Annotated in this window: 17 protein-coding genes and 1 tRNA gene; 5 read left to right on the plus strand and 13 right to left on the minus strand. The window is 61.3% G+C overall.

What is annotated here, in order from left to right:
* Window positions 1–11 precede the first annotated feature (11 nt).
* Both ACSW29_RS14170 and ACSW29_RS14175 read right to left on the minus strand, forming a co-directional pair.
* Complete coding sequence (locus ACSW29_RS14170) at window positions 12–1,970, minus strand: hypothetical protein (RefSeq protein WP_448277530.1); 1,959 nt, start codon at window positions 1,968–1,970, stop codon at window positions 12–14.
* 95 nt (window positions 1,971–2,065) lie between these two features.
* The gene (locus ACSW29_RS14175) at window positions 2,066–2,845 is read right to left on the minus strand and encodes a hypothetical protein (protein ID WP_230814238.1); all 780 of its coding nucleotides are present in this window, start codon (window positions 2,843–2,845) and stop codon (window positions 2,066–2,068) included.
* Between the two features lie 56 nt (window positions 2,846–2,901).
* Between ACSW29_RS14175 and ACSW29_RS14180 the strand changes: the two genes are divergently transcribed.
* Window positions 2,902–3,423: a YdcF family protein gene (locus ACSW29_RS14180; RefSeq protein WP_448277531.1), complete on the plus strand. Its 522-nt coding sequence runs from the start codon at window positions 2,902–2,904 to the stop codon at window positions 3,421–3,423.
* A gap of 79 nt (window positions 3,424–3,502) precedes the next feature.
* Here ACSW29_RS14180 and ACSW29_RS14185 read toward each other — a convergent pair whose 3' ends face one another.
* The 11 genes from ACSW29_RS14185 to ACSW29_RS14235 form a co-directional block, all read right to left on the minus strand.
* Window positions 3,503–5,011, minus strand: coding sequence for a sugar transferase (locus ACSW29_RS14185; protein ID WP_317827226.1), 1,509 nt, complete (start codon window positions 5,009–5,011; stop codon window positions 3,503–3,505).
* A gap of 560 nt (window positions 5,012–5,571) precedes the next feature.
* The gene (locus ACSW29_RS14190) at window positions 5,572–6,480 is read right to left on the minus strand and encodes a MazG family protein (protein WP_448277532.1); all 909 of its coding nucleotides are present in this window, start codon (window positions 6,478–6,480) and stop codon (window positions 5,572–5,574) included.
* 7 nt (window positions 6,481–6,487) lie between these two features.
* Window positions 6,488–10,114, minus strand: coding sequence for a transcription-repair coupling factor (gene mfd, locus ACSW29_RS14195; protein ID WP_448277533.1), 3,627 nt, complete (start codon window positions 10,112–10,114; stop codon window positions 6,488–6,490).
* 128 nt (window positions 10,115–10,242) lie between these two features.
* Window positions 10,243–12,813 (minus strand): glycosyl hydrolase 2 galactose-binding domain-containing protein, encoded by a 2,571-nt coding sequence (locus ACSW29_RS14200; protein ID WP_448277534.1) that lies wholly within the window; start codon window positions 12,811–12,813, stop codon window positions 10,243–10,245.
* Window positions 12,814–12,815: 2 nt separating this feature from the next.
* Window positions 12,816–13,802: a DUF1839 family protein gene (locus tag ACSW29_RS14205; protein WP_448277535.1), complete on the minus strand. Its 987-nt coding sequence runs from the start codon at window positions 13,800–13,802 to the stop codon at window positions 12,816–12,818.
* Window positions 13,802–14,758: an amino acid--[acyl-carrier-protein] ligase gene (locus ACSW29_RS14210; protein ID WP_317827231.1), complete on the minus strand. Its 957-nt coding sequence runs from the start codon at window positions 14,756–14,758 to the stop codon at window positions 13,802–13,804. Before ACSW29_RS14210 ends, ACSW29_RS14205 begins: the two co-directional genes overlap by 1 nt.
* Window positions 14,755–15,945 (minus strand): acyl-CoA dehydrogenase family protein, encoded by a 1,191-nt coding sequence (locus tag ACSW29_RS14215; RefSeq protein WP_448277536.1) that lies wholly within the window; start codon window positions 15,943–15,945, stop codon window positions 14,755–14,757. The genes ACSW29_RS14210 and ACSW29_RS14215 overlap by 4 nt, the downstream gene beginning before the upstream one ends.
* Window positions 15,942–16,184 (minus strand): acyl carrier protein, encoded by a 243-nt coding sequence (locus ACSW29_RS14220; protein ID WP_230814247.1) that lies wholly within the window; start codon window positions 16,182–16,184, stop codon window positions 15,942–15,944. The genes ACSW29_RS14215 and ACSW29_RS14220 overlap by 4 nt, the downstream gene beginning before the upstream one ends.
* Window positions 16,177–16,623 (minus strand): holo-ACP synthase, encoded by a 447-nt coding sequence (locus tag ACSW29_RS14225; RefSeq protein WP_347874325.1) that lies wholly within the window; start codon window positions 16,621–16,623, stop codon window positions 16,177–16,179. The genes ACSW29_RS14220 and ACSW29_RS14225 overlap by 8 nt, the downstream gene beginning before the upstream one ends.
* A 290-nt stretch (window positions 16,624–16,913) precedes the next feature.
* On the minus strand, window positions 16,914–17,555 hold the full coding sequence (locus ACSW29_RS14230; protein WP_003946317.1) for a ScbR family autoregulator-binding transcription factor: 642 nt from the start codon (window positions 17,553–17,555) through the stop codon (window positions 16,914–16,916).
* Between the two features lie 191 nt (window positions 17,556–17,746).
* Entirely contained in the window at window positions 17,747–18,400 is a 654-nt protein-coding gene (locus ACSW29_RS14235) for a TetR/AcrR family transcriptional regulator (RefSeq protein ID WP_230814249.1), read from the minus strand.
* Between the two features lie 169 nt (window positions 18,401–18,569).
* Between ACSW29_RS14235 and ACSW29_RS14240 the strand changes: the two genes are divergently transcribed.
* The 4 genes from ACSW29_RS14240 (at window position 18,570) to ACSW29_RS14255 (ending at window position 22,106) form a co-directional block, all read left to right on the plus strand.
* Window positions 18,570–18,640 (plus strand) — tRNA-Gln (locus ACSW29_RS14240).
* Between the two features lie 66 nt (window positions 18,641–18,706).
* On the plus strand, window positions 18,707–20,233 hold the full coding sequence (gene glmU / locus ACSW29_RS14245) for a bifunctional UDP-N-acetylglucosamine diphosphorylase/glucosamine-1-phosphate N-acetyltransferase GlmU (protein ID WP_448277537.1): 1,527 nt from the start codon (window positions 18,707–18,709) through the stop codon (window positions 20,231–20,233).
* Window positions 20,230–21,210, plus strand: a complete 981-nt coding sequence (locus ACSW29_RS14250; RefSeq protein WP_019744654.1) for a ribose-phosphate diphosphokinase — start codon at window positions 20,230–20,232, stop codon at window positions 21,208–21,210. The genes glmU and ACSW29_RS14250 overlap by 4 nt, the downstream gene beginning before the upstream one ends.
* 239 nt (window positions 21,211–21,449) lie before the next feature.
* Window positions 21,450–22,106, plus strand: a complete 657-nt coding sequence (locus tag ACSW29_RS14255) for a hypothetical protein (protein ID WP_448277538.1) — start codon at window positions 21,450–21,452, stop codon at window positions 22,104–22,106.
* Window positions 22,107–22,115 lie beyond the last annotated feature (9 nt).

Below are 22,115 nucleotides of genomic sequence, written 5' to 3' on the forward strand. Positions count from 1 at the left end.
GACACCGTCGATCAATTTTTCGATGTGTTTGCACTAGGCTCCGTGCGTGCCAGGTTTACTCGCGAAGCAGTTCGCCGCTCACGCGCCGCCGAAATATCTCTGGTGGTCAGCATAATTCGTTCGGTTCTCATTTCGGAGTTGATGTCGTCTCCATCGGCGACATCAACTCCGCGTCCGTCGCTGTCATCTTTCTCGACGTTGCGCGAATCGTCGTCATTCTTTGCCGCGTCCGGCTTTCCATTGTCCCCCGCGCCGGGAAGGCGGTTCCGATCGATAGTCACGGTTGCCGAATCGATCAAATCCCGACGGGCTCGGCGATCGATCATTTCGAACGACTCGGATGAAGAAACGACTCCTGCACCAAGATTGGCCGCTCCGTCTCCGTCAGCGGGGTTACGACGCCACGCTTGCCCGTCCACGGTGTGAGGCCGGCGCCGGTCGCTACCTACCGGCGCGGCCTCGTTCCAGGGTTCAGGGTTCCCCACATCACGGCTCCGCATGTCACGCATCTTGCCATCCATCGAGTCGAGCGACGCCGGAGACGGTGCGCCTGCAGCGCGACTCAGCTTCGCTCGCTCGTTGAGACCGTCCAGTTCGACCTGCGCAGGTGGTGGTCCGAGAGGCTCTGCTGCCCTGGCAGCCCCGGATGTGTCTGGCTGCCCGCTTCCTTCGCCTTTCTTCGACGAATCCGCGTGACCTTCGGCTCTGGGTCGGGGAGCGGCGCCGACGCTGCCCGTTCCGCCCAATCGACTTCGTACAGAAGCGATGAGAGACTCCGACACGGCGGGCCCCACGAGGATGAGCGATCGTGTGACGTCTACTTCGGCCAACGCGCGGAGGCAGTCGGTGACGTCCTTCTGATCAGCATCGAGAACCGAGACCACCACGAGGGCAAAGTCGACCGCATTGGAATCGACTGTGCTCCACCAGTCAGATGACAACGAACGTTGCGAGATGCGCGAGCGCAGCCCCTCCGGCACCACCCACGAATCCATGGCGACACCTTCACCGAACAACACCAATACGTGACTACCGAGACTTGCACGCTGAGTCACCGTCAAAGCGACATTCGACGGCATCTCGGCGGTCGGCGAATGCTGAAGCAACAGAGACGTACCGAACTTCTTCGCCGCGCGACGCGCCCAGGCATCGGTCATGCGTGTGCCGAATCGACCCCGGCAGGCGGCAAGAATCTCGGCAGCAAGGATGGTCACAGCCAGGAAGGCAACAGCCGATTCCACAAAAGGCTTGGGGGCGACCGGTAGTCCGGACCCGGCAGGCGCCGACAGCAATTCCAGTCGATCGCCCGAGCCCGCATCGGTCGTCATCTGCTTGAGCTGTTCGAGCTTGGCGTCCAGATCAGCTCTGACGGCCGTGTCCTCGACCGGTGTTTCATAGTTGTCGATACTTTCCTGCCGCGCATCCGACAGTTCGGTATTCAGTCGTGCGACCTCGTCGTTCAGGGTCTTCGTTCGACGAACGAGAGTCTCGGCATTGCGCTTGCTCTGAGCATCGTCGAGAGCTTTGACGATGACACGCCCCAACTTGTCGGCCTCGAGTTGACTGTATCCAGTTGCCTTCACGAACAGGAGTGACGGCGTGGTTCCGGGCGTGACCGCCATGAAAGCAGAGACAGGCACACCGCTCCAGGCATCGCCCATTTGAGCCTGAATATCTGCGACAACGGCGTTGTCGGTCGCCAGTGCGACGTACGGAGCCACCAACTGGCCGAGATTCGCATCGGTGATGACGACCTGCGAGCCGGCCTGAACTTCGGCGACGATGTTCGACTCGTAGACCGGCGTCGCACTGCCCCGCACCATGTACAGCGCGCCACTCACCAACAATCCGAGTACGAGTGCTGGAAGGAGGACCCGACCAAGGTTGCGCACGTGCGCAACCAGATCGAAGGTCGGTGGGACACCTAGCTCACGACGAATCGCAGCGTCCCTCGCCCGCACTTCTGACACGTCAGTTACCTCCAGTGTGACAATCGGCTAAAACCTTCAGCGAAAAGAAACTGATAGTTTGCTGAATCCAGTTAAACATACCCGAAGTCGGTCAATCAGTTACCCAACAGCCAACGAGGCCTCGACCACATCTGCCAGTACTCGATGATCTCGGCACCTGCCGCGTCGTACAAGCCGTTGCCGACGTCACTACCGAGGAAGCACACCGAGCCCTCCCCAACCTCGGAATATGCGGTTCTGGCCACCTGACGCACAACGCGCAACCCGTGACCCTTCCGTCGTCCGGTCGTACGCGTGCCGCCCGCCCAAGCCGTGCTGATCGGTTGCCCGAACGAGAGCATTGCCGCAGTCTGCAGGTCCCCGTCTTCGATCAATCCGAGGACTAACCGTTCCACGCGCCCGTCTGTGTACTTCGACGAGTACACGAGTTCCGCGGACGCCAGATCGACGCCGAACACGTCTCCAGCGAGTTCGCGTGCGCCGGAAAGCTCCGCGCCATCGAGCACTTTGACGCTGGAGTCAGCTTCCCAAGGTATGTTCGGCATTGCTCGCAACGGACTCGACGCAACACAGACCCAGCCCGCGTCCGCCATGACGGTGGCAGCGTTCAACCCAGCGCCGGCAAGCATGATGACGCTCCGCGTCTCCTCTGCGAGAACCCGTTCCAACACCTCGGACGCATTCTTACGGACGTTCCCGTCGTAGACGAGCGCCAAGTTGTAACTTGGATCCGGAGCACCCGTGAGCGCAATCCACCACCCGTCTTCCATGATGTGCAGACCGTCCGGCGGCACAAGTCCATACATGTTGTGTCCGAAAGCCTCCCTGACCGTGCGAATTCCAGCCACGGTTCCGGGTACTTGTCTCGCACTCATCAAAGGGATCCTCGATTCAAAGTATGATCGGGTCTATCGGAAAACAATCAAAAGCCTTGAAAATTTCGGGCGCATCCTTGTCCGCACTCACCCTCGTCACGATCGCAGGATGGCCGGTATATGTGGCCCCGAAGATCGACACACCTCGAACCGCTGACGCCGTTGTGGTGCTCGGCGGTGCGCACGACGGCCGTGAAGAAGTGGGGCTCGAACTGATGAAGCAGGGCTTCGCGCCACGCATCGTCTTCTCGAATCCATACGGCGACAACGACCACACGATGCGATCGTTGTGCAAGCCGGCAGTCGACTTCGAAGTTGATTGTTTTGTGCCCTCACCGTCGACCACCGAAGGTGAGGGCATCGAGATCGAGCGGCTCGCTCAGCTGCACAATTGGCACACCGTGATCGTCGTGACCTTCGTTCCGCACATTTCCCGTGCGAGGTTCATCATTTCGCAGAGCTTCTCGGGGGAACTGCTGATGGTCGCGAGCCGCCCCGATCTTCCGATCGGCACCTGGGCCTTCAACTACGTCTACCAAACCGCGGGCTACTTGAGAAATGTGATCTCGCGCCGCTGATCGAGTTGATATCGCGACCAACCAAACCGGGCCATACTCGGAGATTCTGTCTTCAAGCATGGCCCGGCGACTTTCGGTGTCAGTAGGCCCCATCGCTCTTCACGACAGCCGATACGGTTCGGACGATAATCGAAAGATCCTGCGCCACAGACCAATTCTCAACGTAGGAGGAGTCGAGACGGACCGAATCTTCCCAAGAAAGATCGCTACGTCCACTGATCTGCCACAGCCCGGTGATACCCGGCTTCACGTACAGCCGTCGGGCAACTTCGTCGTCGTACATTTCAACCTCACGCCGCAGCGGCGGTCGCGGGCCGACAACGCTCATCTCGCCACGCAGGACGTTGAAAAACTGTGGCAGCTCATCGATGCTGAGGCGACGAAGGATCCTTCCCACCGGCGTAATGCGGGGATCTGCGCGCATCTTGAACAGAACCCCGCCTGCACCTTCGTTGTCGCCGAGAAGATCGGTCACCTGCTGGTCTGCACCCTGAACCATGGTCCGGAACTTGTACATCGGGAACGGCTTTCCGTTCAGCCCGATGCGCTCGGCCTTGTAGAAAATGGATCCCTTCGACGTTGCCTTCACCGCGATCGCCGCAGCCGCCATGACTGGGGACACGAGAAGAATAATCAAAACCGAGAACATGGCGTTGAAGACGGCTGACAGACGATGGTTCGCACCTTCGTACCGCGGCCGCGCGACGTGGATGAGGGGCAGCCCGGCAACCGGACGGAACATCAGTCGCGCCTTGGACACATCAGCAACAACCGGCGACACTACGAGGTCGACGCCCTCGGCTTCCAGATCCCACATGAGGGTGCGGAGTCCAACCTGACCCAAGTCTTCCGTGCCAGTGACGACGACCGTGTCAGCGATGCTCGAACGCATCGCGTCGACTACCTCGAACTCGTTGCCGAAAACCGGAATTCGCGTTCCATCGACCATGATGTGGTCGTCCACCGCGGTAGCACGGCGAGGGATACACGCGCCCACGACGTCATAGCCTGCCGATGCGTTACGGACGAACGAGCGAGTTGTCGCCACGACTGACGCGTGTCCACCGACAAGCAGAACTGAATTTCGGCACTTACCCGACGAGCGCTTGCGCAGAATGTCACGGCGCCACAGGTAGCGGCCGAGAAGCAACGCACCCAGTCCGACGGGGAGTGCGATCATGAGATAACTCCGGGCAATACCTACACCCAGAACGATGGCCGCGAGAGCGCCGAGCCCGAACACCTGGCCGGTGGCAAGAAGTACGCGCTCGTACTCGTCGCTTCCCTCACCCAGCATCGACTGGTGGCGACTGCGACCCCGAGCGAGTGCGATCATCCAGAGTCCGCCGAGCGTCACCGACGCGCCTACCTTCATCGGAGTCAACCACTCGATGGGGTGCGGCCACATGCTCACGACCTGTGCAAGGACGATAACCAACACGACAGTGACGGAGTCAGTGACGGCGATGCGACGCCTGTATTCCTGTCTCCAGTCCTCACCGACCTTCGCCGGCGAACTCGACACGGGACCGAACGCACGGACAGGCGATAGCTCGGACTTGGTTTCCACCCCGACATGAACGCTCATGGATAGTCAATCTTTCTCGTCATCGAACAGCTGCATGGTCGGAGCCAGTTCTCATTTGAGTCGCTGACCGTTAACCAACATTGCGAACCGATCCCAGCAACACCCCGCAGTTTGCTGTTCTCGGAGACGCACGGTTTCAAGTCGACCTGACCGTAGATCCCCCTCGATAACCAGGTCCAACCTGGTTAAATTCAGGAAATCGTACCCTGCGTCAAACTTCTTGGATGCAAACATACCTTAGGTTTGTTTCTAGCGCACTCATCGAGGGTGCGAAACCTATCGGTAACCAGAAACTTGCGGAAAAGCCAGACAAACCGGACGGAAGAGGCGTGCAAAGCCCCTGTGCGTACACGCAAAAACGTTTTCCACACTCCCGCTGTAAGTTATCGACGGTCCGGTGAATCCGTTACTCACACTGGATCGAAGATGGCCGGATCGTGTCGGCGCCCACCCCCGACGCCGCTACCCACTCACCGGGCGAAGCTGGTCACCAGAACCCATGCACGATTTGCGGGTACTCCGCGCCGCAGTGCAATTGTGTCCCCACATAAGATCATTCGTCACGTTCGATCGCAGTTTTCCCAGGCGGCGAACCACTGTTCAGCATTCGTGGGCGGCCCGACCTGGCCGTCCGAATGGTTCTTGCCAGCAGAAATACGACTTTCCGCAACGCGGACGTCAGCGGCGAATTTCTCTGCCTCTGCGCGCAATCGGGCCTCCAGCTCCCGATGGACCGCCAACATGTCCAGGAGGTCCGCCGGGACCAATTCCTCGGGAAATCCAGCCCGCAACGCTCTGCTCACGAACTTCTCGGCCAAGTGGCCGGCCGGCTGGCTCTCCGCGATCCCGTCCATCGCGGACCTACGTGCCTTCTCCAGCGCCTTGAGGGCCTCCCATGCACGTTCCTGCTCATCGATGTCCACGAGGCCCGAGGTCGAGAGATGCGGACTGCGGTGAACCAGCTTCGTGATGAGCGCCCCGGCCACGTCATCCAATTCGAAAACGCCGCGTGATTGGGCGATCCGCGAGTGGAACAACACCTGGAGCAACAGGTCGCCGAGTTCCTCACGGAGATCGCTCTCGTCGTCGCTTCGAATCGCGTCGAGCACCTCGTAGGTCTCCTCAACGAGGTAAACCGAGAGACTCTCGTGTGTTTGAGTCGACTCCCAACCGCCTCGATTCCACAATCGGTCCATGATCGACGCCGCTTCCACCAGCCGATCGCCGTGAACTGGTTCGGCACGAATCACCCTCACCCCGGAAACGAACAACGACTCGATCCTCTGGCCTGGGGTGTCCATCATCACAGTCACGGTGGCGCCGGGCGTCGGGGTCGGTAATGCGCTGCGAACCGACTCGGGTACGTCGGCGTCGATATCCAGCGCACCGGACAAGAACGGTAGTGCCGCAAGCGGAAAGACATGCGGCCGCAAAGGATCGAGCAGTACGACGACGGGCGATTCGTTCACCGTGTGCTCACGCCTCGACCAGGACGGCACCGGCGGCGCGCCCGTCTATCGCCAGGATGAAGTCCGCGATGTATTGGAGTAATTCGACGTCCCGCAAGCGATCCGAGCCGACTCCACCGGTGCGAGGTAGTGGGAGTTGCACCAGCCCCGTCGTGGCCCGGTACTGCGCACTCGGATAGATCCTCTTGAGCCTGATCTGTTTGGAATCGGGCAGCGACATAGGAGAGATCTTGAGCTGAGTTCCGGTGACGGCGACTTCCTCCAGTTGGTACTCGCGGCAGAGCAGTCGAAGCTTGGCCACCGAGATCAGCCGTCGAACCTCTTCGGGCAGTGGTCCGTAGCGATCGACCAGTTCTTCGACGACGGCGGCGATGCCGTCGGAATCAGTTGCCGCAGCGAGCTTGCGGTATCCCTCCAATCTGAGCCTGTCACTGGTGACGTAATCGGGCGGGATGTGCGCGTCCACCGGTAGATCGATCCGGACTTCCTTCGTGCCCTCGTCCATCGCGATCGGTTTGCCGTCGGCTGCAGCCCGGAAGGCCTCGACCGCCTCACCGACCAGCCTGACGTACAGATCGAACCCGACCCCCGCGACGTGACCGGACTGTTCTGCGCCCAGGACGTTGCCTGCTCCACGTATTTCGAGGTCCTTCATTGCGACTGCCATACCTGCGCCCAGGTCCGAGTTCTGCGAAATCGTTGCCAGTCGGTCGTATGCCGTTTCCGTCAAAGGCTTTTCGGCCGGATACAGGAAATAGGCATATCCGCGTTCACGACTACGCCCGACGCGTCCGCGAAGCTGATGCAACTGCGAGAGGCCCAGCGAATCCGCACGTTCGACGATCAGCGTGTTCGCGTTCGAGATGTCGAGACCGGTTTCGATGATCGTGGTACAGACCAACACGTCGAAGTCGCGCTCCCAGAAGCCCTGCACGGTCTTTTCGAGAGTGTCCTCGTTCATCTGACCGTGCGCCACGACGACGCGAGCCTCCGGAACGAGTTCGCGGATCTTCTTGGCTGCCTTGTCGATCGAGCTGACGCGGTTGTGCACGTAGAAGACTTGGCCGTCGCGCAGAAGTTCACGCCGAATGGCCGCGGCAACCTGCTTGTCCGCATAGGCACCGACGTAGGTCAGGATCGGATGACGTTCTTCCGGCGGCGTGAGGATCGTGGACATCTCGCGGATCCCGGCCATGCTCATCTCGAGAGTACGAGGAATCGGGGTAGCCGACATCGTCAGGACGTCGACGTGGGTGCGTAGTGCCTTTATGTGTTCCTTGTGCTCGACTCCGAATCGCTGTTCCTCGTCGACGATCACAAGCCCGAGGTCCTTCCAGCGGATACCGGTCTGCAGCAACCGGTGAGTACCTACGACGACGTCGATCTCACCTTCGGCCATGCCGGCGATGATTTCCTTCGAGTCCTTGGCATCGGTGAAACGGGACAGCCCTCGCACCTTCACCGGGAACGACGCCATTCGTTCGGTGAACGTCTGAAGATGTTGCTGTGCAAGCAGAGTCGTTGGCACCAGCACCGCCACCTGCTTGCCGTCCTGTACTGCCTTGAACGCGGCGCGAACGGCGATCTCCGTCTTGCCGTAACCGACGTCACCGATCACCACCCGGTCCATCGGAACCGGCTTCTCCATATCGGCCTTGACCTCACTGATAACGGTCAACTGGTCGATGGTCTCGGTGAATGCGAATGCGTCTTCGAGTTCCTTCTGCCACGGCGTGTCCGGGCCGAACGCATGCCCGGGTGCTGCCTGACGCGCCGCGTAGAGCTGAACCAACTCACCCGCGATCTCACGAACCGCCTTGCGGGCCTTACGCTTGGTGTTTGCCCAATCAGATCCACCGAGCTTGCTCAGCGCCGGCAACTCTCCACCGACGTATCGGGAGAGTTGATCGAGCGATTCCATCGGGACGAACAGACGATCACCCGGGTGACCACGCTTGCTCGGCGCGTATTCGATGACCAGGTATTCACGACGCGCTCCGCCGATGGTCCGTTCGACCATCTCGACGAACCGGCCGATACCGTGCTGATCGTGCACGACCATGTCGCCTGCCGACAGCGCGAGGGGGTCAACCTGATTGCGGCGCTTGGCCGGCAAACGCTTTCCGTCGCCGACCGCCGCAACACGGTTGCCGGTCAGATCGGACTCAGTGACGATCACCATCCCCGGCGTCGAGTCGTCGCCGGCGAGTACCAATCCGTCATGCAGTGATCCGCGGAGCACGCCGACCTGTCCACGGGCGGGGGTAACGCCGGCGTCAAGCATCTTGGCGGGCACTTCGGCTTCACCGAGTCTCTCCACGACGCGGCTTGCCGTTCCAGCACCTGCCACCACGATCGCCGCGCGACCGCCCGTGCTCACGTGTGCCCGGAGGCTGACGAACAGCTCGGCCAACAAGTCGTCGGAACCACGTACCTGCGGTGCCGCCTGAACCGGGAGCTCGAGTTCTTCACCGTTTCCCGACGCCAGCGGGCTGACCGTCCACCAAGGTCGTCCGGCAGCTTCGGCAGATTCGCGAACATGGCGAAGCGACCGGTACGCGGAGGCGCCGAGATCGACTCCCCCGCCGTTGAGGATCGACGTGTCGAGCGGTGCCGCGCCGCCGATCGACGCCGCCGTCCACGACGCTTCCAAGAATTCCTGGCCGGTGCGCACCAGGTCGGTGGCGCGGGTGCGCACCTTCTCCGGATCACACAGAAGGATGTGGGCCCCTACAGGAAGAACATCGGAAAGTAGTTGCAGTTCACCGGGTTTGAGAACCGGGAGCAGAGCTTCCATTCCTTCGACAGGGATGCCTGCCGAGATCTTGTCCAGCATCTCGACCAACGACGCGTCAGCCTGGTTCTCCGCGGCAAGTGCCGCAGCTCGATCGCGAACATCAGCTGTCAGAATCAGCTCACGACACGGCGGCGCAATCACGGAATCGACGTCGACGTCCGGTAGCGAACGCTGATCGGCAACAGAGAAGTACCGAAGCTCCGATACCTCGTCACCCCAGAATTCGATACGTACCGGATGATCCGCGGTCGGCGAGAACAGGTCGAGAATGCCGCCGCGGACCGCGAACTCACCACGCTTTCCCACCATGTCGACACGGCTGTACGCCATCTCCACCAAACGTACGAGAACGGAATCGAAATCGATCTCGGTGCCGACGCGCAACGTTATCGGCTCGATCTCGCCCAGACCTGGTGCCATCGGCTGAACGAGAGAGCGCACCGTGGTGACGATCACCCGAAGAGGCGAACCGTACGAGGCGTCGTCGGGTCGGGCAAGTCGGCGCAGAACCTCCACCCGACGCCCGACGGTGTCCGCGCTCGGCGAGAGCCGCTCGTGCGGCAGCGTCTCCCACGACGGGAACTGCGCGACACCTCCGCCGAGCATCTCGGTGAGTTCCGAAGTCAGATCGTCGGCTTCACGGCCGGTGGCCGTCACCAGCAGCACCAGCGTGCGGGCGGCAAGTGCGGCGGCGATGAAAGGTCGCGCCGGCTTCGGTGCCACGATGTCCAGGGCGGCGGCGCCGATGGAGTCGATCACGGGAGTGAACGCGGCGTCTGCGAGGGCGACCTCGGCGAGTCCAGCGAGCGCAGTCTGGGCAGGGGACAAGGAAGTCAACGAATGCGCTCCTGAACAGTGATGACGGGTTGCGGACGCACAGCCCGAGCGCAAGATCCCCGCCGAGGCAGAGTTATGCGCCGGTTCGATTCTATCGGTGCGCGATCTCGCAGCGCAGTCCGATCCGTTCAGTTTCCCGTAGCACTCGTCTTCTTCGACGTCCGCTTGGACTGTGAAGATTGTGTGGCCGGGACGCTCGGAGGTGTAACCGCCACACTGGTGTGAGAGTTGAGCGCCCGAACGCGACCGATCACTTTCGTCGCCTGGCCGGTTCTCCGTAGGCGTACGGTCCTGCGACCGTTCGGCGCGAGGTGGAACCAGGAGTCTTCAGGCTCGAAGCACTGAAGTTCGAGTGCGACGTATTGGGCCGCGGCATCGGTCGAGACATCGACCACCCACTCGTCGTCACCGATGTTGCGCGCCGTGGCGACAAGTCCGACCGAACGCTCGCGGGGCCGCGCCGGACCTCCCAGGAGGTGCACAACTTCGTCGACCATCTCGCCGTCTTCGGTTTCGAGGGTGACGGTGACCGCGTCGTATGTCCTGGCCCCGAATTGAAAGACGTGGGTGAGGTCGGTGAATCGGCCGACCAAGCTGTCAATTGACCAGGTCAGACTTGAATGCGCTTCCACCTTGACGGGTAACCCGACGTCGACCGGGACGACGCCTGTCCGACTGTGCGCCCGAAACCTGATCTCGCCGACCACGGGGTGGGCGGCCTCGTTGATCGCGTCGAGCCTCAAGCCATCCATACCGTCATCCGTGACGAGTAGTGCGATCGGTTTGGCGCTCCTGCGCAGTATGAACCACGGAGCCTTGGGATTGCCGTTCCAGTCGAGGACTCCCCATCCCGGTCCGGGTTCCAGATCCCGCAGTGCGAGTGTCAAGGCGCCGTCGCACCGAGAGTCCGGCCGACGCCAATAGCCGAGAGTCGACGCGTACGCCTCGCAAACAGCTGCCCGACCCAGGTCGAGATACCGTTCCGGATCGGACCACCGAACGGCGCGGGGATCCTCGCCGAAGAGTGTGTGGACGTAGTGGTCCCGAACATCCTCGAAATCCCACGACGATCCGTTGTCCCGCGGTACCGCGGCTTTCCACGCCGGGTGGTGCCCTGCCACGGCGAGTGAACCGAATTCGTTTTCGATCACGGCGTTCGACGGCGGAATTGCGAATGCCAGTGACTCGGTGGCAAAACGCACTCGTGCGCCGAGTACGTCGGCAAGTGGACGACGGTACGCGCCTACCCCGAAGTAGTGGGCGACTCCGCTACCGACATGGGTGGCCAATTGATCTCCCTCGAGCGGCGCCGAGGGCGACGACGTCACATATTCGAGTTCAGGTGCAACTTTCGAGATCAGCTCGGGAACTCTCGAATGAATGAGGGGAATGTGTTGATCGACCAAGCCCAGCATGGTCGGTTGCTGTTCGGTCTCGCTTCCCCCGCAGAGGACAGCCAGTGCCGGATTTCCGTGCACCCTCCGCAAGAATGCAGTGACCTCGGCGGCAACGAGTTCGAAGAATTCGTCGGTGTCGGGCGGGTCGAGCGTCGCCAACATCATGTCCTGCCACACGAGAATGCCCAGGCGCGCGCATTCGTCCCAGAAGTGGTCGCTCTCGTAGACCATCGTTCCCGGGACTCGGATCATGTTCAGACCCGCCTCGGCCAATCGTTCCAACACACGAGTAGTGCCTGAGTCGTCTTGCAGTGAGACCGGGTCGGTCGGTACCCAGACCGAACCACGGCAGTACACCCCGACACCGTTGACGCTCAACCGGAATCCGCCATCGGATCTGTCGACTTCCACCGTCCTGAAGCCAACTGGACCGAGGTGCTCGGATACTCCTTCCGTTTCCACCGTCACCGGATAGGTACGCGCGTCGCCGTGAGTGTGTGGCCACCACAACTGCGCGTCCGATACCTCCACGACGCCGGACACCTCGAGCAATCCGTCAGGACCGGGAACCGCGGCCAACTGTCGCGAGTGTTCGCCGACGCGCACGGTGACGTAACCCGTCGAGGCCGGCAATCCGGTGAGCCGAGCATTGACGGCGACGCGACCGGTTGCGCCGTGGACACTCGCGTGCTTGTCGGCCGAAACTACGGCGGCAACTCCCAAGTCCAACAAACGAATACCCCGCCACGGACCCACCGGTACCGCCACGCTGCCGAAGACAGGAGCCATACCGAGCATCGTGGTCCGGATCCACCGAAGACCCTGTTCACGGACCATCGACGAACGCCAACGTCCGCGCGGCCGCCGTGAACTCAAAGTTGCCGAGAGAGAATGAAAACGAATGGCCACTTGAACGCGTTTGTCGACCCCGGTTCCGGCGGTAACGTTCACCTCACCAGGCGTGAACATGGATTCGGCGGACGCCACGAGAACTCCGTCGATCCAGACATCCGCGAACGCAGTCACGCCGTCGAACTGAAGCAGCCACGACCCCTCATCAGTCGTAGCCACCGAGGTGACGAACCACCAGTCCGACGATTCAACAGACGCCGACGCAAGAGATTTTGTGCGTCCGGCGTCAGACTGCGACTCACGCAACGCTCCGCCGACCGTTCCCGGCACGGACGCTGTCACCCACTCGGTTACGGTGTCTAGAGCATCCGGATCGGACACGGACCCGGGTTCGGTTGCAGCGCATCGCCATCTCGCGCCGACCAACAGGTCTGCTGACGATCGAGGCACTGCTAGACCAACCTCAGGCGTCGATACGAATCGACTCCAACTACGTCAGCGACGACATCCATCGCCCTCGTCCACGACACGGCCATCTCCTCGAGCTGCCCGCGGGGATCCACCGCACGCCCCCTGGCTGCGCGAGCCATCTGAAACTGCACGCTTTTGGCCCCGGTCGCCACCCTGCGGAAGTCGGGCGCAGCCTCGCCCGTTCCGGAAAACCCTGCGGTATCCAGGAATTCGCTGACATCGGCAGCAAGCTCCGCACTGGCGCCGCACTGACGAAGTAGCCCGAACGACCAGAGATGAAAGCCGTCCATTCCCGCCCCCTGCACCCATTCGAGGTCGTCGATCACCCTCCGGCCCAGCTCGCGCACAGGATTGCCCGGCGCTCGAACCGCCACATTCCGCCGAGCCACTTCGGCGATGTTTCCGGCGTTGGTGGCGTGAACCGGATTCAACCGAATCTGTTCGACGTAGGGCACAAACGAAGGAAGTGAGGAACGATCGAGATCGAAAATACCTGCGAAGTCTTCCCCTCGTAGCAAGTAGTACCCGCTGTTGTGGAAGTACTCGAGCTCGCCGGCAACGCGATCGATCCGATTGGGCACGATCGTGGTCTTGGTGTGTGCCTCGTGATAACTCGTTCCGAGTGTGTCGGGAAGCCAGTATCCGTCCACCTCGACCGTCGACAGCATCCCGACCGCGAGGTTGTCCTCGACATGTATCAGCGGTGCGCGCCAGACGTTCATCTCGGCGACTTCAATCCCGTACAGCGCGTAGATGTCCTCGGCCTTGAGCTTGAGGAACGTCCACTGATTACCGTCGAATCGGGAGGAAAATGCGCAGGCCAATGCCGGGACGGGGTCCAGTCCCAACGAATGCAACACTTCAATCCACAGATCCGTGTAGCAGTTGGTCTGCGCCCACACCCTGTCGTCCCGGTGCAATGCGTGAGGCAGGTGACGCTCCGGCGAGATGTCGACGAGACGTGACATCACATGCCCATTCGTTCACGAACGGCAAGGGGCCATGCCGATACATCGAGACCATGAGTTCTCAACAAAGACAATGCAATTCGCTCCATTCCGAAACCGACACATGAGCTGTGTGCCACCTCGCCCCGCGCCGTCCTGATGTCGAAATTGACACCGAAATGGTCGAGATGATTGTTCGACGACACGATGGCCGTCCCCTCGTCGAGATCCCCGTAGAGCCGAACTGTCAGTTCCGTCTTGAGATTCTCTTCGCGTTGATTTGCCGCGAGCATCTTTCCTGCGCGGCCGAAGAACGGATCGTTGGCGATGACCGGAGTGGCGTCGAGTTCGAGCCGTCCCAGTACCTCGAGTCCCCGCTCGATCCAGTACTCGCGATGTGCTCGCGCCGCTGCGGCGTCGCCGATCGTCACGAACTCGTGCATCCGAAACGCTTGCATGCGAGCCGGATCGATCGCCGGTTCGTGTCGGAAGCAAAAGCCGTAGATGTCGAGCAGTACCCCACCTTCGGGGAGAACCCCGGTGAACTTCGCATATGCCGGATGGCACGCAGCGGACACGAGCATGGTTTCGGTCGGCTCGAGGTGCTGATCCCAGGATTGCCCCTCGGCACGATCTGCAAGCAATCGCGCGTGATCGCGGTTGGAGCCGGAAAAGGTGTTGATGGCGCCGGTGAGGTTGGGAAACGACGCGATGTAATCGGTGCGCTCGAAACTGCTGCGCGGGAACACCGGCGGGAACCGCAGCCGAGTAGCAGCGGCGCCCGGACCCGCTGCCATCACCACTCGGTCGATCCCGTCGACGATGTCCTCGAACACACCGGAACGCCCGTAGAGTCCCGGTACTTCCGTCTCGACGAGAAGCCCTTCGACAAGCAGTTCGCGCTGAAAAGTGGCCCTTGCCAGATCCAGGTCGGTCTCGCGTGCCGCGGTCTCGCCTGTCACGATCTCGGTTGTCATATCGTTCCCCGGTATCCGATAGCCATGTGAGCTGACCCCGCCATGATTCGATCGTTGTTCACCATCACTGCTGCGCCGTGCGCGTCACGAAGGTGCCGGCCGAGCGAAAATTCGGTGTCCTCGCGATAGCCGGAGATTCCGCAGATCAACATTGCCTGCCCGACGATTTCCACCACCGCGGTGGAGGTAGTGACTTTCAAGTTGTTCATCGCGAGCGAAAAGCCCACAGCGCCGGTCGCCTCGGAATCGGCAGTGCCCACTTCGGCCTGGACCGCCTGGTCGTAACGTCGTGCCGAAGCGTCGACGAGATCAGCGAATTGTTGCGCAGAGGCTGCAACTTCGGCCAGCCTGAGCGCCCCGGGGGAGGCTACTCCCGGCTGTTTGCGGGCCGCGGCACGAACGTACTTGCGCGCCTTCTCGACAGCCGCATCCGCGATTCCCAACCACACCGAACTCCAGACGACGTGCGAGACGGGGAGCATGGTGTGCGTGGAGATCTCGGAATACGAGACGTCGGCAACCATCTCAGGCGTCGAGGTGGCCCGAAGGATGTAGCCGAGGCTGCAGGTTCCCCTCAGCCCCAGCGTGTTCCAGTCGGTGGTGCGTTCGAGAGTCAGGTCTCCGGTGCGACACACCACGAGAACCTGATCGTTCGGCTGACTCTCCACGGTACGCCTGGCAGTCACGACTATCGCGTCGGAATGCTCACCGTACGAAATTACGGGCGCGTTCTTGATCAGAAGGAGGTGACCGCCCAAATCTTCTACGGCGCAGTAACTCCGGCTGACGTCACCACCGATTCCCAACTCGGTTGTCGCCGACGCCAACAGCAATTGCTTGTCGACAGTTTCCCCGACGAACTCGCGGAGGGCTTCGGTGTTGCCATGTTTGAACAGCGAGTAGATTTGCGTCTGATGCATGGCGAAAATCATTCCGCTTGCTGCGCAGCGTGTTCCGAGCACTCGAGCGATCTGCGACACCTCCTGCAGCGAGAGGCCCTCGCCGCCGAGTTCCTTCGGCACGGCTACGGACAACAGTCGTTCACTGCGCATGGCATCGACGGCTTCGCGCGGAAACCTTGCTTCTACATCAACTTCGTCGGCCCACATCGCTGCAACTTCGTCGGCCACCCGTACAGCGCGCTCGAGAGCAGTCCCGGTCGAGCACTGCGATTGCGGAGCGTTCATGCAGCACCGAGCTCCGTCAGCGCGCCCTCGATCGCGTTCACGCTCGCGAAGGTACTCTTCCGCAACAACTCATCCGGGAACTCGATGTCGAACGAATCTTCAAGCGCCAGCATGACATTCACACTTGCGTGCGATGTCAACCCCAACTCGTAGAGATCAGCCTCGCCGTCGATCGTGTTCACGTCGACCGCTAGTCGACCGTGCTCGACGAGCACATTCCGAATTGCCTGATCAATCATCAGCGATGTCGTCCTTCTTTTCGATGCGAGCGCCCGAGCGCGTTGCGATCACCATTGCGATGGCCACGTCCGCCTCGTGCGAGATAGATACTTGAAAGTCGTGTAAATCCTGCACCTGTGCGAGTTCGGCAGCATTACCGGTCAGAGCGACCCCGCAACCGCCCCACTCGGCTCGGGTGATCTCGATGGAGTTCCACGGCACGGGGACGTCACCAGGCCTGAGCACCTTCACAACAGCCTCTTTGGCCGCGAAACGTGCAGCCAATCGCTGATCCCGAGCCGGCCCGGCGCACGTCTGCAATTCATGTGGAGTGAAGGTCCGATCCAGGTACCGTCGCCCGAAAAGATCGATACTGCGGGTGACATCCACGACATTCACGACGTCACAGCCGATCCGCGGACCGATGTCGAGCATCGGCGCCCGTGCGGTGTCACCCATCGCCTGACTCCCCCTTTTTTGGGGCCGCACACGCCGGGCAGCCCCCTATGCTGCCCGGTGCGCCGACCCCGTAATCCTGCCCTGACCAACCCTGCGTACTCAGCAATTCTTCAGCTACCAGTAGAACATACCGCAATCCGAAGATAGTCCGCAAGATCAGACTCCGAGATTCACATCAACGCCATAAACATACTCCTAGTTTGTTTTGAATGCAGAACAAACAGAATATTTTCCCTACCAGGAAATTTGCGACGAACTGAGCAAAAATGAGGTGGTCGAGCGCCGCGATGTCAGTGATCGCTGGCAAGGCGGCGAGCCGCAAATTGCCTGAAGTACTCCACTTTGGATTCCGGGACCACGATCGGAAGTATCAGGTTCCAGGACGCTTTCATGGAGTCCGAAAGCTCACGCACAGTCCCGGTCGCCGCTGCCATCAGCCGAACTCCGGATGCCACTTCCAACAGGAACCGGGCGATGTCGGCGGAATCCGCGTCCGAACGCAAATCACCTTCGTCCGCTGCACGACTGGCAAGTTCGCGGTAAATATCGAGCCAGACGTCGAGAGTTGCCGGACCGGAACCTCGATAGTCACCGATCTCCACCAATAAACGGAAGGTCGCACGAACCATAGCGTCGTGCGCGCCGATATCCACGATCACGGACGAAATGCCGATCAGCGACTCGAGCGCGGGCGTGCGACGGTCCAACCAGAGTTCACATTTTGCATCAAAACGTGCCGACCCCTCGTCGATCACTGCCCGAGCGAGTTCTTCCTTGGACCCGAAATGGAAGTACAGGGCGCCCTTGGTCACCTGGGACTCGGCGATGATCTCGCTCAAGCTGGCGTTGGCATAGCCCAGGCGCAAGAACACCCCCGCTGCTCCGCGCAGCACCGAATCACGGGTGGCTTCTGCCCGCTCTTGCCTCACCATCGATCCGGCCTCCAATCACCACACATCGAACGAATCCCTGGTCTTACCCGTTCACAGCGTCAAAATGGAAGGCTCGGTTTCGGCATTCAACCCACCCTTGCAAACAAATAAATCATTTGCCCATCAAACGATCGTGATACAGCGAACACAGCTTAGACCGCGATCCATCTCTGCGTGGCAGGCGCGCCTGGTTAACCCTCCAATTGAGGGTCGGCTTCCAGATTCGTCAAGCCATTCCAACACAAATTCACTAGGTGAGCGGCGACAACTTCCTTGGACGGAGTTCGTTCGTCGAGCCACCAAGTAGCCGTCGTGGACACCATGCCGACAAGCGCCTGGGCGTACATCGTTGCTAGTCCTGGGTCGAAACCGCGCCTGGAGAAGTCTCCGGCCAGTAGGTAGCCCACCTGGCTGATCGCGTCGTTGAGCAAGCTCGAATACGTCCCACTCGGTGCGACAACCGACGAGTCACGCACAAGTATCCGAAATCCGTCCGTGTGCTCCTCCACGTAGGTGAGCAAAGCCAACGCAACCCGCTCCACTCGAACTCTCGAGCGATTCTGGGAGAGGGAAGACGTGATCATCTCGAGAAGGCGCGACATCTCCCGGTCCACGACGACGGCGTAGAGACCCTCCTTGCCACCGAAGTGCTCGTACACGACCGGCTTGGACACGTTCGCTCGCTGCGCGATCTCCTCGATCGAGGTCGCCTCGTATCCGCGCTCCGCGAAGAGTGCCCGCCCGATCTCGATCAGTTGTTGCCGACGTTGGGTACCGGTCATCCGGATCCGTGCCGCTCGTTCGGGAACTGGATCCCCGCCAACCGAACCGGGCACCGTCGCCATGGTCTTCCTCTCCCTGACACCTGAATCCTGACACCTGCAACAACTGCTGCGGCTACTCAGCCTATCGGGACTTCGGGGACCTATTTGGCGTAGCGGTTCGACCTACGGCGGGTCGGCATGCGATTATTCTTTCGCGCGTTCGACCGCAAGGCTCGGCAATGCGTGGCAATCCGCCGTGGTGTAATGGCAGCACCTCTGATTTTGGTTCAGATAGTTCAGGTTCGAGTCCTGGCGGCGGAGCTGGTGAACACCGTGCGTTTTCCGAGTGGAAACGCACGTCTTGATCGACAAGAGGGAGCTCAACCAGTGCAGACCGCCGTGATCGTTCTCGCAGCGGGTGCCGGTACACGAATGAAGTCGAAGACTCCCAAGGTCCTCCACGCTCTCGCCGGACGCAGCATGCTGGCACATTCGCTTCACGCAGCAACGTCACTGAACCCCACGCACCTGGTGACCGTCGTCGGTCACGACCGTGAGCGTGTCACCGAAGCGGTCAGCGCAGTCGCCGGCGAACTTGGCAGGCCCGTCACCGTCGCTGTCCAGGACGAGCAGAAGGGCACCGGGCACGCCGTCAGTTGCGGACTCGAGGGTCTGCCTGCCGACTTCGCCGGGACCGTACTCGTCACAGCCGCCGACGTGCCGCTGCTCGACGGCAAGACAATCGCAGACCTCCTCGCTCAGCACACTGCCGCCCCTGCGGCTGCGGTCACGGTGTTGACGTCGACGGCGCTCGACCCCACCGGCTACGGACGGATCCTTCGTACGACGGACGGCGAAGTCAACGCTATCGTCGAGGAGAAGGAAGCCACCGATTCGCAGCGCTCGATCACCGAAGTCAATTCAGGTGTCTACGCCTTCGACTTCGAGACTCTGCGCGACGCGCTGGCGTCTCTCGACTCCAACAACGCACAGCACGAGTTCTATCTCACCGATGTGATCATGATCGCCCGTCGCGCAGGCAAGCGTGTTCGCGCGCAGCACATCGCGGATTCAGTTCTCGTCGCGGGCGCCAACGACCGCGTGCAGCTCTCGACGCTTGCCCGCGAGATGAACCGTCGGATCCTCGAGACGTGGATGCGTGCCGGCGTCACCGTCGTCGATCCCGCGAGCACGTGGATCGATTGCGGCGTGCAAATCGCACAGGACGTGACGCTCCAGCCCGGAGTTCAGTTGACCGGCACGACGTCGGTGGGCGAAGACGCCGTGATCGGCCCGGACACCACCTTGGACAACGTGAGCGTCGGGGAGCGCGCGGTGGTCGTCCGCTCGCACGGGACCGACTCCGTGATCGGCGCGGACGCAACTGTCGGTCCGTTCGCCTACCTCCGGCCGAATACCCGTCTCGGTGACCACGGCAAGATCGGTGCCTACGTGGAAACCAAGAACGCCGAGATCGGCGAACATTCGAAGATTCCGCATCTTACCTACGTCGGTGACGCCACCATCGGCCATCACAGCAATATCGGGGCTTCGAGCGTCTTCGTCAATTACGACGGGGTGAACAAGAGCCGTACTGTGGTGGGGTCGCACGTCCGAACAGGCTCCGACACCATGTTCGTCGCCCCTCTCGTCGTGGGAGACGGCGCTTACACGGGAGCGGGCACGGTCTTGAAGAACGACGTACCGCCTGGGGCGCTTGCCGTCTCGGGTGGAGCGCAGCGCAACATCGAGGGTTGGGTACAGAAAAATCGACCTGGCACTCCTGCAGCCGACGCCGCTGCAGCGGCTGCACAACCTGACAGCCCTGCACAACCTGACAGCCCTGCACAACCTGACAGCACAGATCACCACCAGATCGACCGGCAAGTACAAAAGGACGGCATGAACCAGTGACTGCGAATTGGATCGACAACCAGAAGAACCTGATGTTGTTCTCGGGTCGCGCACATCCCGAGTTGGCGGAGCAGGTGGCGAAGGAACTCGACATCCGCGTCACCCCGCAGACCGCGCGCGACTTCGCGAACGGTGAGATCTTCGTTCGATTCGAAGAGTCGGTTCGCGGCTCCGACGCGTTTGTCCTGCAGAGTCATCCGGCACCGCTGAACACGTGGGTGATGGAGCAGCTCATCATGATCGATGCGCTCAAGCGTGGATCGGCAAAGCGCATCACTGCCGTTCTTCCGTTCTACCCGTACGCCCGCCAGGACAAGAAGCACCGCGGACGCGAGCCGATCTCTGCTCGCCTGATCGCGGACCTGCTCAAGACTGCCGGCGCAGATCGCATCATCACGGTCGACCTGCATACCGATCAGATCCAGGGCTTTTTCGACGGCCCCGTCGATCACATGCACGCACACAGCCAGTTGGCCAACCACATTCGCGCGGGCTACAACCTCGAGAACATCACGGTGGTCTCCCCCGACTCTGGCCGCGTTCGTGTCGCCGAGAAGTGGGCCGACTCGCTCGGCGGAGCACCGCTGGCGTTCATTCACAAGACGCGCGATCCGTTGGTGCCTAACCAGGTCAAGTCCAACCGCGTCGTCGGTGATGTCGAAGGTCGCACCTGCATCCTGATCGACGACATGATCGACACGGGCGGAACGATCGCCGGCGCGGTCAAGGTACTCAAGGAGGCCGGTGCGGGTGACGTCGTCATCGCCGCAACCCACGGCGTCCTGTCCGACCCTGCGGCTGAGCGCCTGTCGACGTGTGGTGCGAAGGAAGTTGTTGTCACCAATACACTTCCGATCGACGAGTCGAAGAAGTTCCCGACGCTGACTGTGCTGTCCATCGCCCCGCTGCTGGCTCGCACCATCAAGGAAGTTTTCGAGAACGGTTCTGTGACTTCGCTGTTCAACGGCAGCGCCTAGTCTTCCGCCGCACTACGGGCGCGTACCTGTGACTTCACTGTCACCGGTACGCGCCCGTAGTCGTCTTCGTGAACCCAACGAAAACAGACCACGCGGTCATCATGAAACCACCTGTGCGACACACGAATACCAGCAAATGCGGCAAACAGCATGATCTTGATCACGCCCGCGTCGAGAAACCCAGGTCGATGTTGGGGCGGTGTTCACCGCGCCGCAATCTTCGCCTAGTGTGGCTCGTCGTGATCGACGCGCAAACCCTGGAATCCCGGCCCGAATCTCATTCCCTGAATTCATCAGTTCCGACGATCCGGCGGTGGCGCCCAGGATCTTGTGTCTGGTGCGGAGACGACAACTCCGTGGACATGTTCCGCAACGAACCCCGCTGTGGAGTATGCCGTGAAAACGAAGGCATCATCGACGACGCCAAGCGCTTCCTCGGGATGTACGGTCTGCGCCCGCTCGGCGGCACGCTGCAGTCCGACGACGACGAAGAGCGCGAGTACCGCGTCAACGCACGCGAGGCACGCCGAGTCCTGAACGAGATCCGCATGGACGTCCTTCCCGATGCGGCCGCTGTTCGCAAGGCAATTCGGCCCCGCGCCGCAACGGTTGTCGCCGACACGTCACCTGCGCGGGCTTCCAGCCCCTCCAGCACGGGCACAGTGACGCGCGTTGCCGCTCCGGTCAAGACGGACACCGTGGACATCGACACGCTCCAGACGCGCGTCCTAGGGCTTCTCGATCAGCTCGGTTCCATCGACGAGCAGATCAAGGTCGCCGAACTCGCACAGGGGTTGCCGGCTCGCGCACGACTGAGCGATTTGAACAAGCAGAAGGCCACGGTTCTTCGCACGCTGGCCGCTCTCGAGAAGGCTCGCATCGCCGCCTCCAACTAATTCTCCTCG

The sequence above is a fragment of the Rhodococcus sp. GB-02 genome (genome assembly GCF_053470465.1).

Excerpts from the sequence above, each read along its gene's own strand:
- ACSW29_RS14175 (WP_230814238.1), bottom strand. The coding sequence starts at position 2,845 with ATGAGTGCGAGACAAGTACCCGGAACCGTGGCTGGAATTCGCACGGTC.
- ACSW29_RS14185 (WP_317827226.1), bottom strand. The coding sequence starts at position 5,011 with ATGAGCGTTCATGTCGGGGTGGAAACCAAGTCCGAGCTATCGCCTGTC.
- ACSW29_RS14205 (WP_448277535.1), bottom strand. The coding sequence starts at position 13,802 with ATGTCACGTCTCGTCGACATCTCGCCGGAGCGTCACCTGCCTCACGCA.
- ACSW29_RS14210 (WP_317827231.1), bottom strand. The coding sequence starts at position 14,758 with ATGACAACCGAGATCGTGACAGGCGAGACCGCGGCACGCGAGACCGAC.
- ACSW29_RS14215 (WP_448277536.1), bottom strand. The coding sequence starts at position 15,945 with ATGAACGCTCCGCAATCGCAGTGCTCGACCGGGACTGCTCTCGAGCGC.
- ACSW29_RS14220 (WP_230814247.1), bottom strand. The coding sequence starts at position 16,184 with ATGATTGATCAGGCAATTCGGAATGTGCTCGTCGAGCACGGTCGACTA.
- ACSW29_RS14225 (WP_347874325.1), bottom strand. The coding sequence starts at position 16,623 with ATGGGTGACACCGCACGGGCGCCGATGCTCGACATCGGTCCGCGGATC.
- ACSW29_RS14230 (WP_003946317.1), bottom strand. The coding sequence starts at position 17,555 with ATGGTGAGGCAAGAGCGGGCAGAAGCCACCCGTGATTCGGTGCTGCGC.
- ACSW29_RS14235 (WP_230814249.1), bottom strand. The coding sequence starts at position 18,400 with ATGGCGACGGTGCCCGGTTCGGTTGGCGGGGATCCAGTTCCCGAACGA.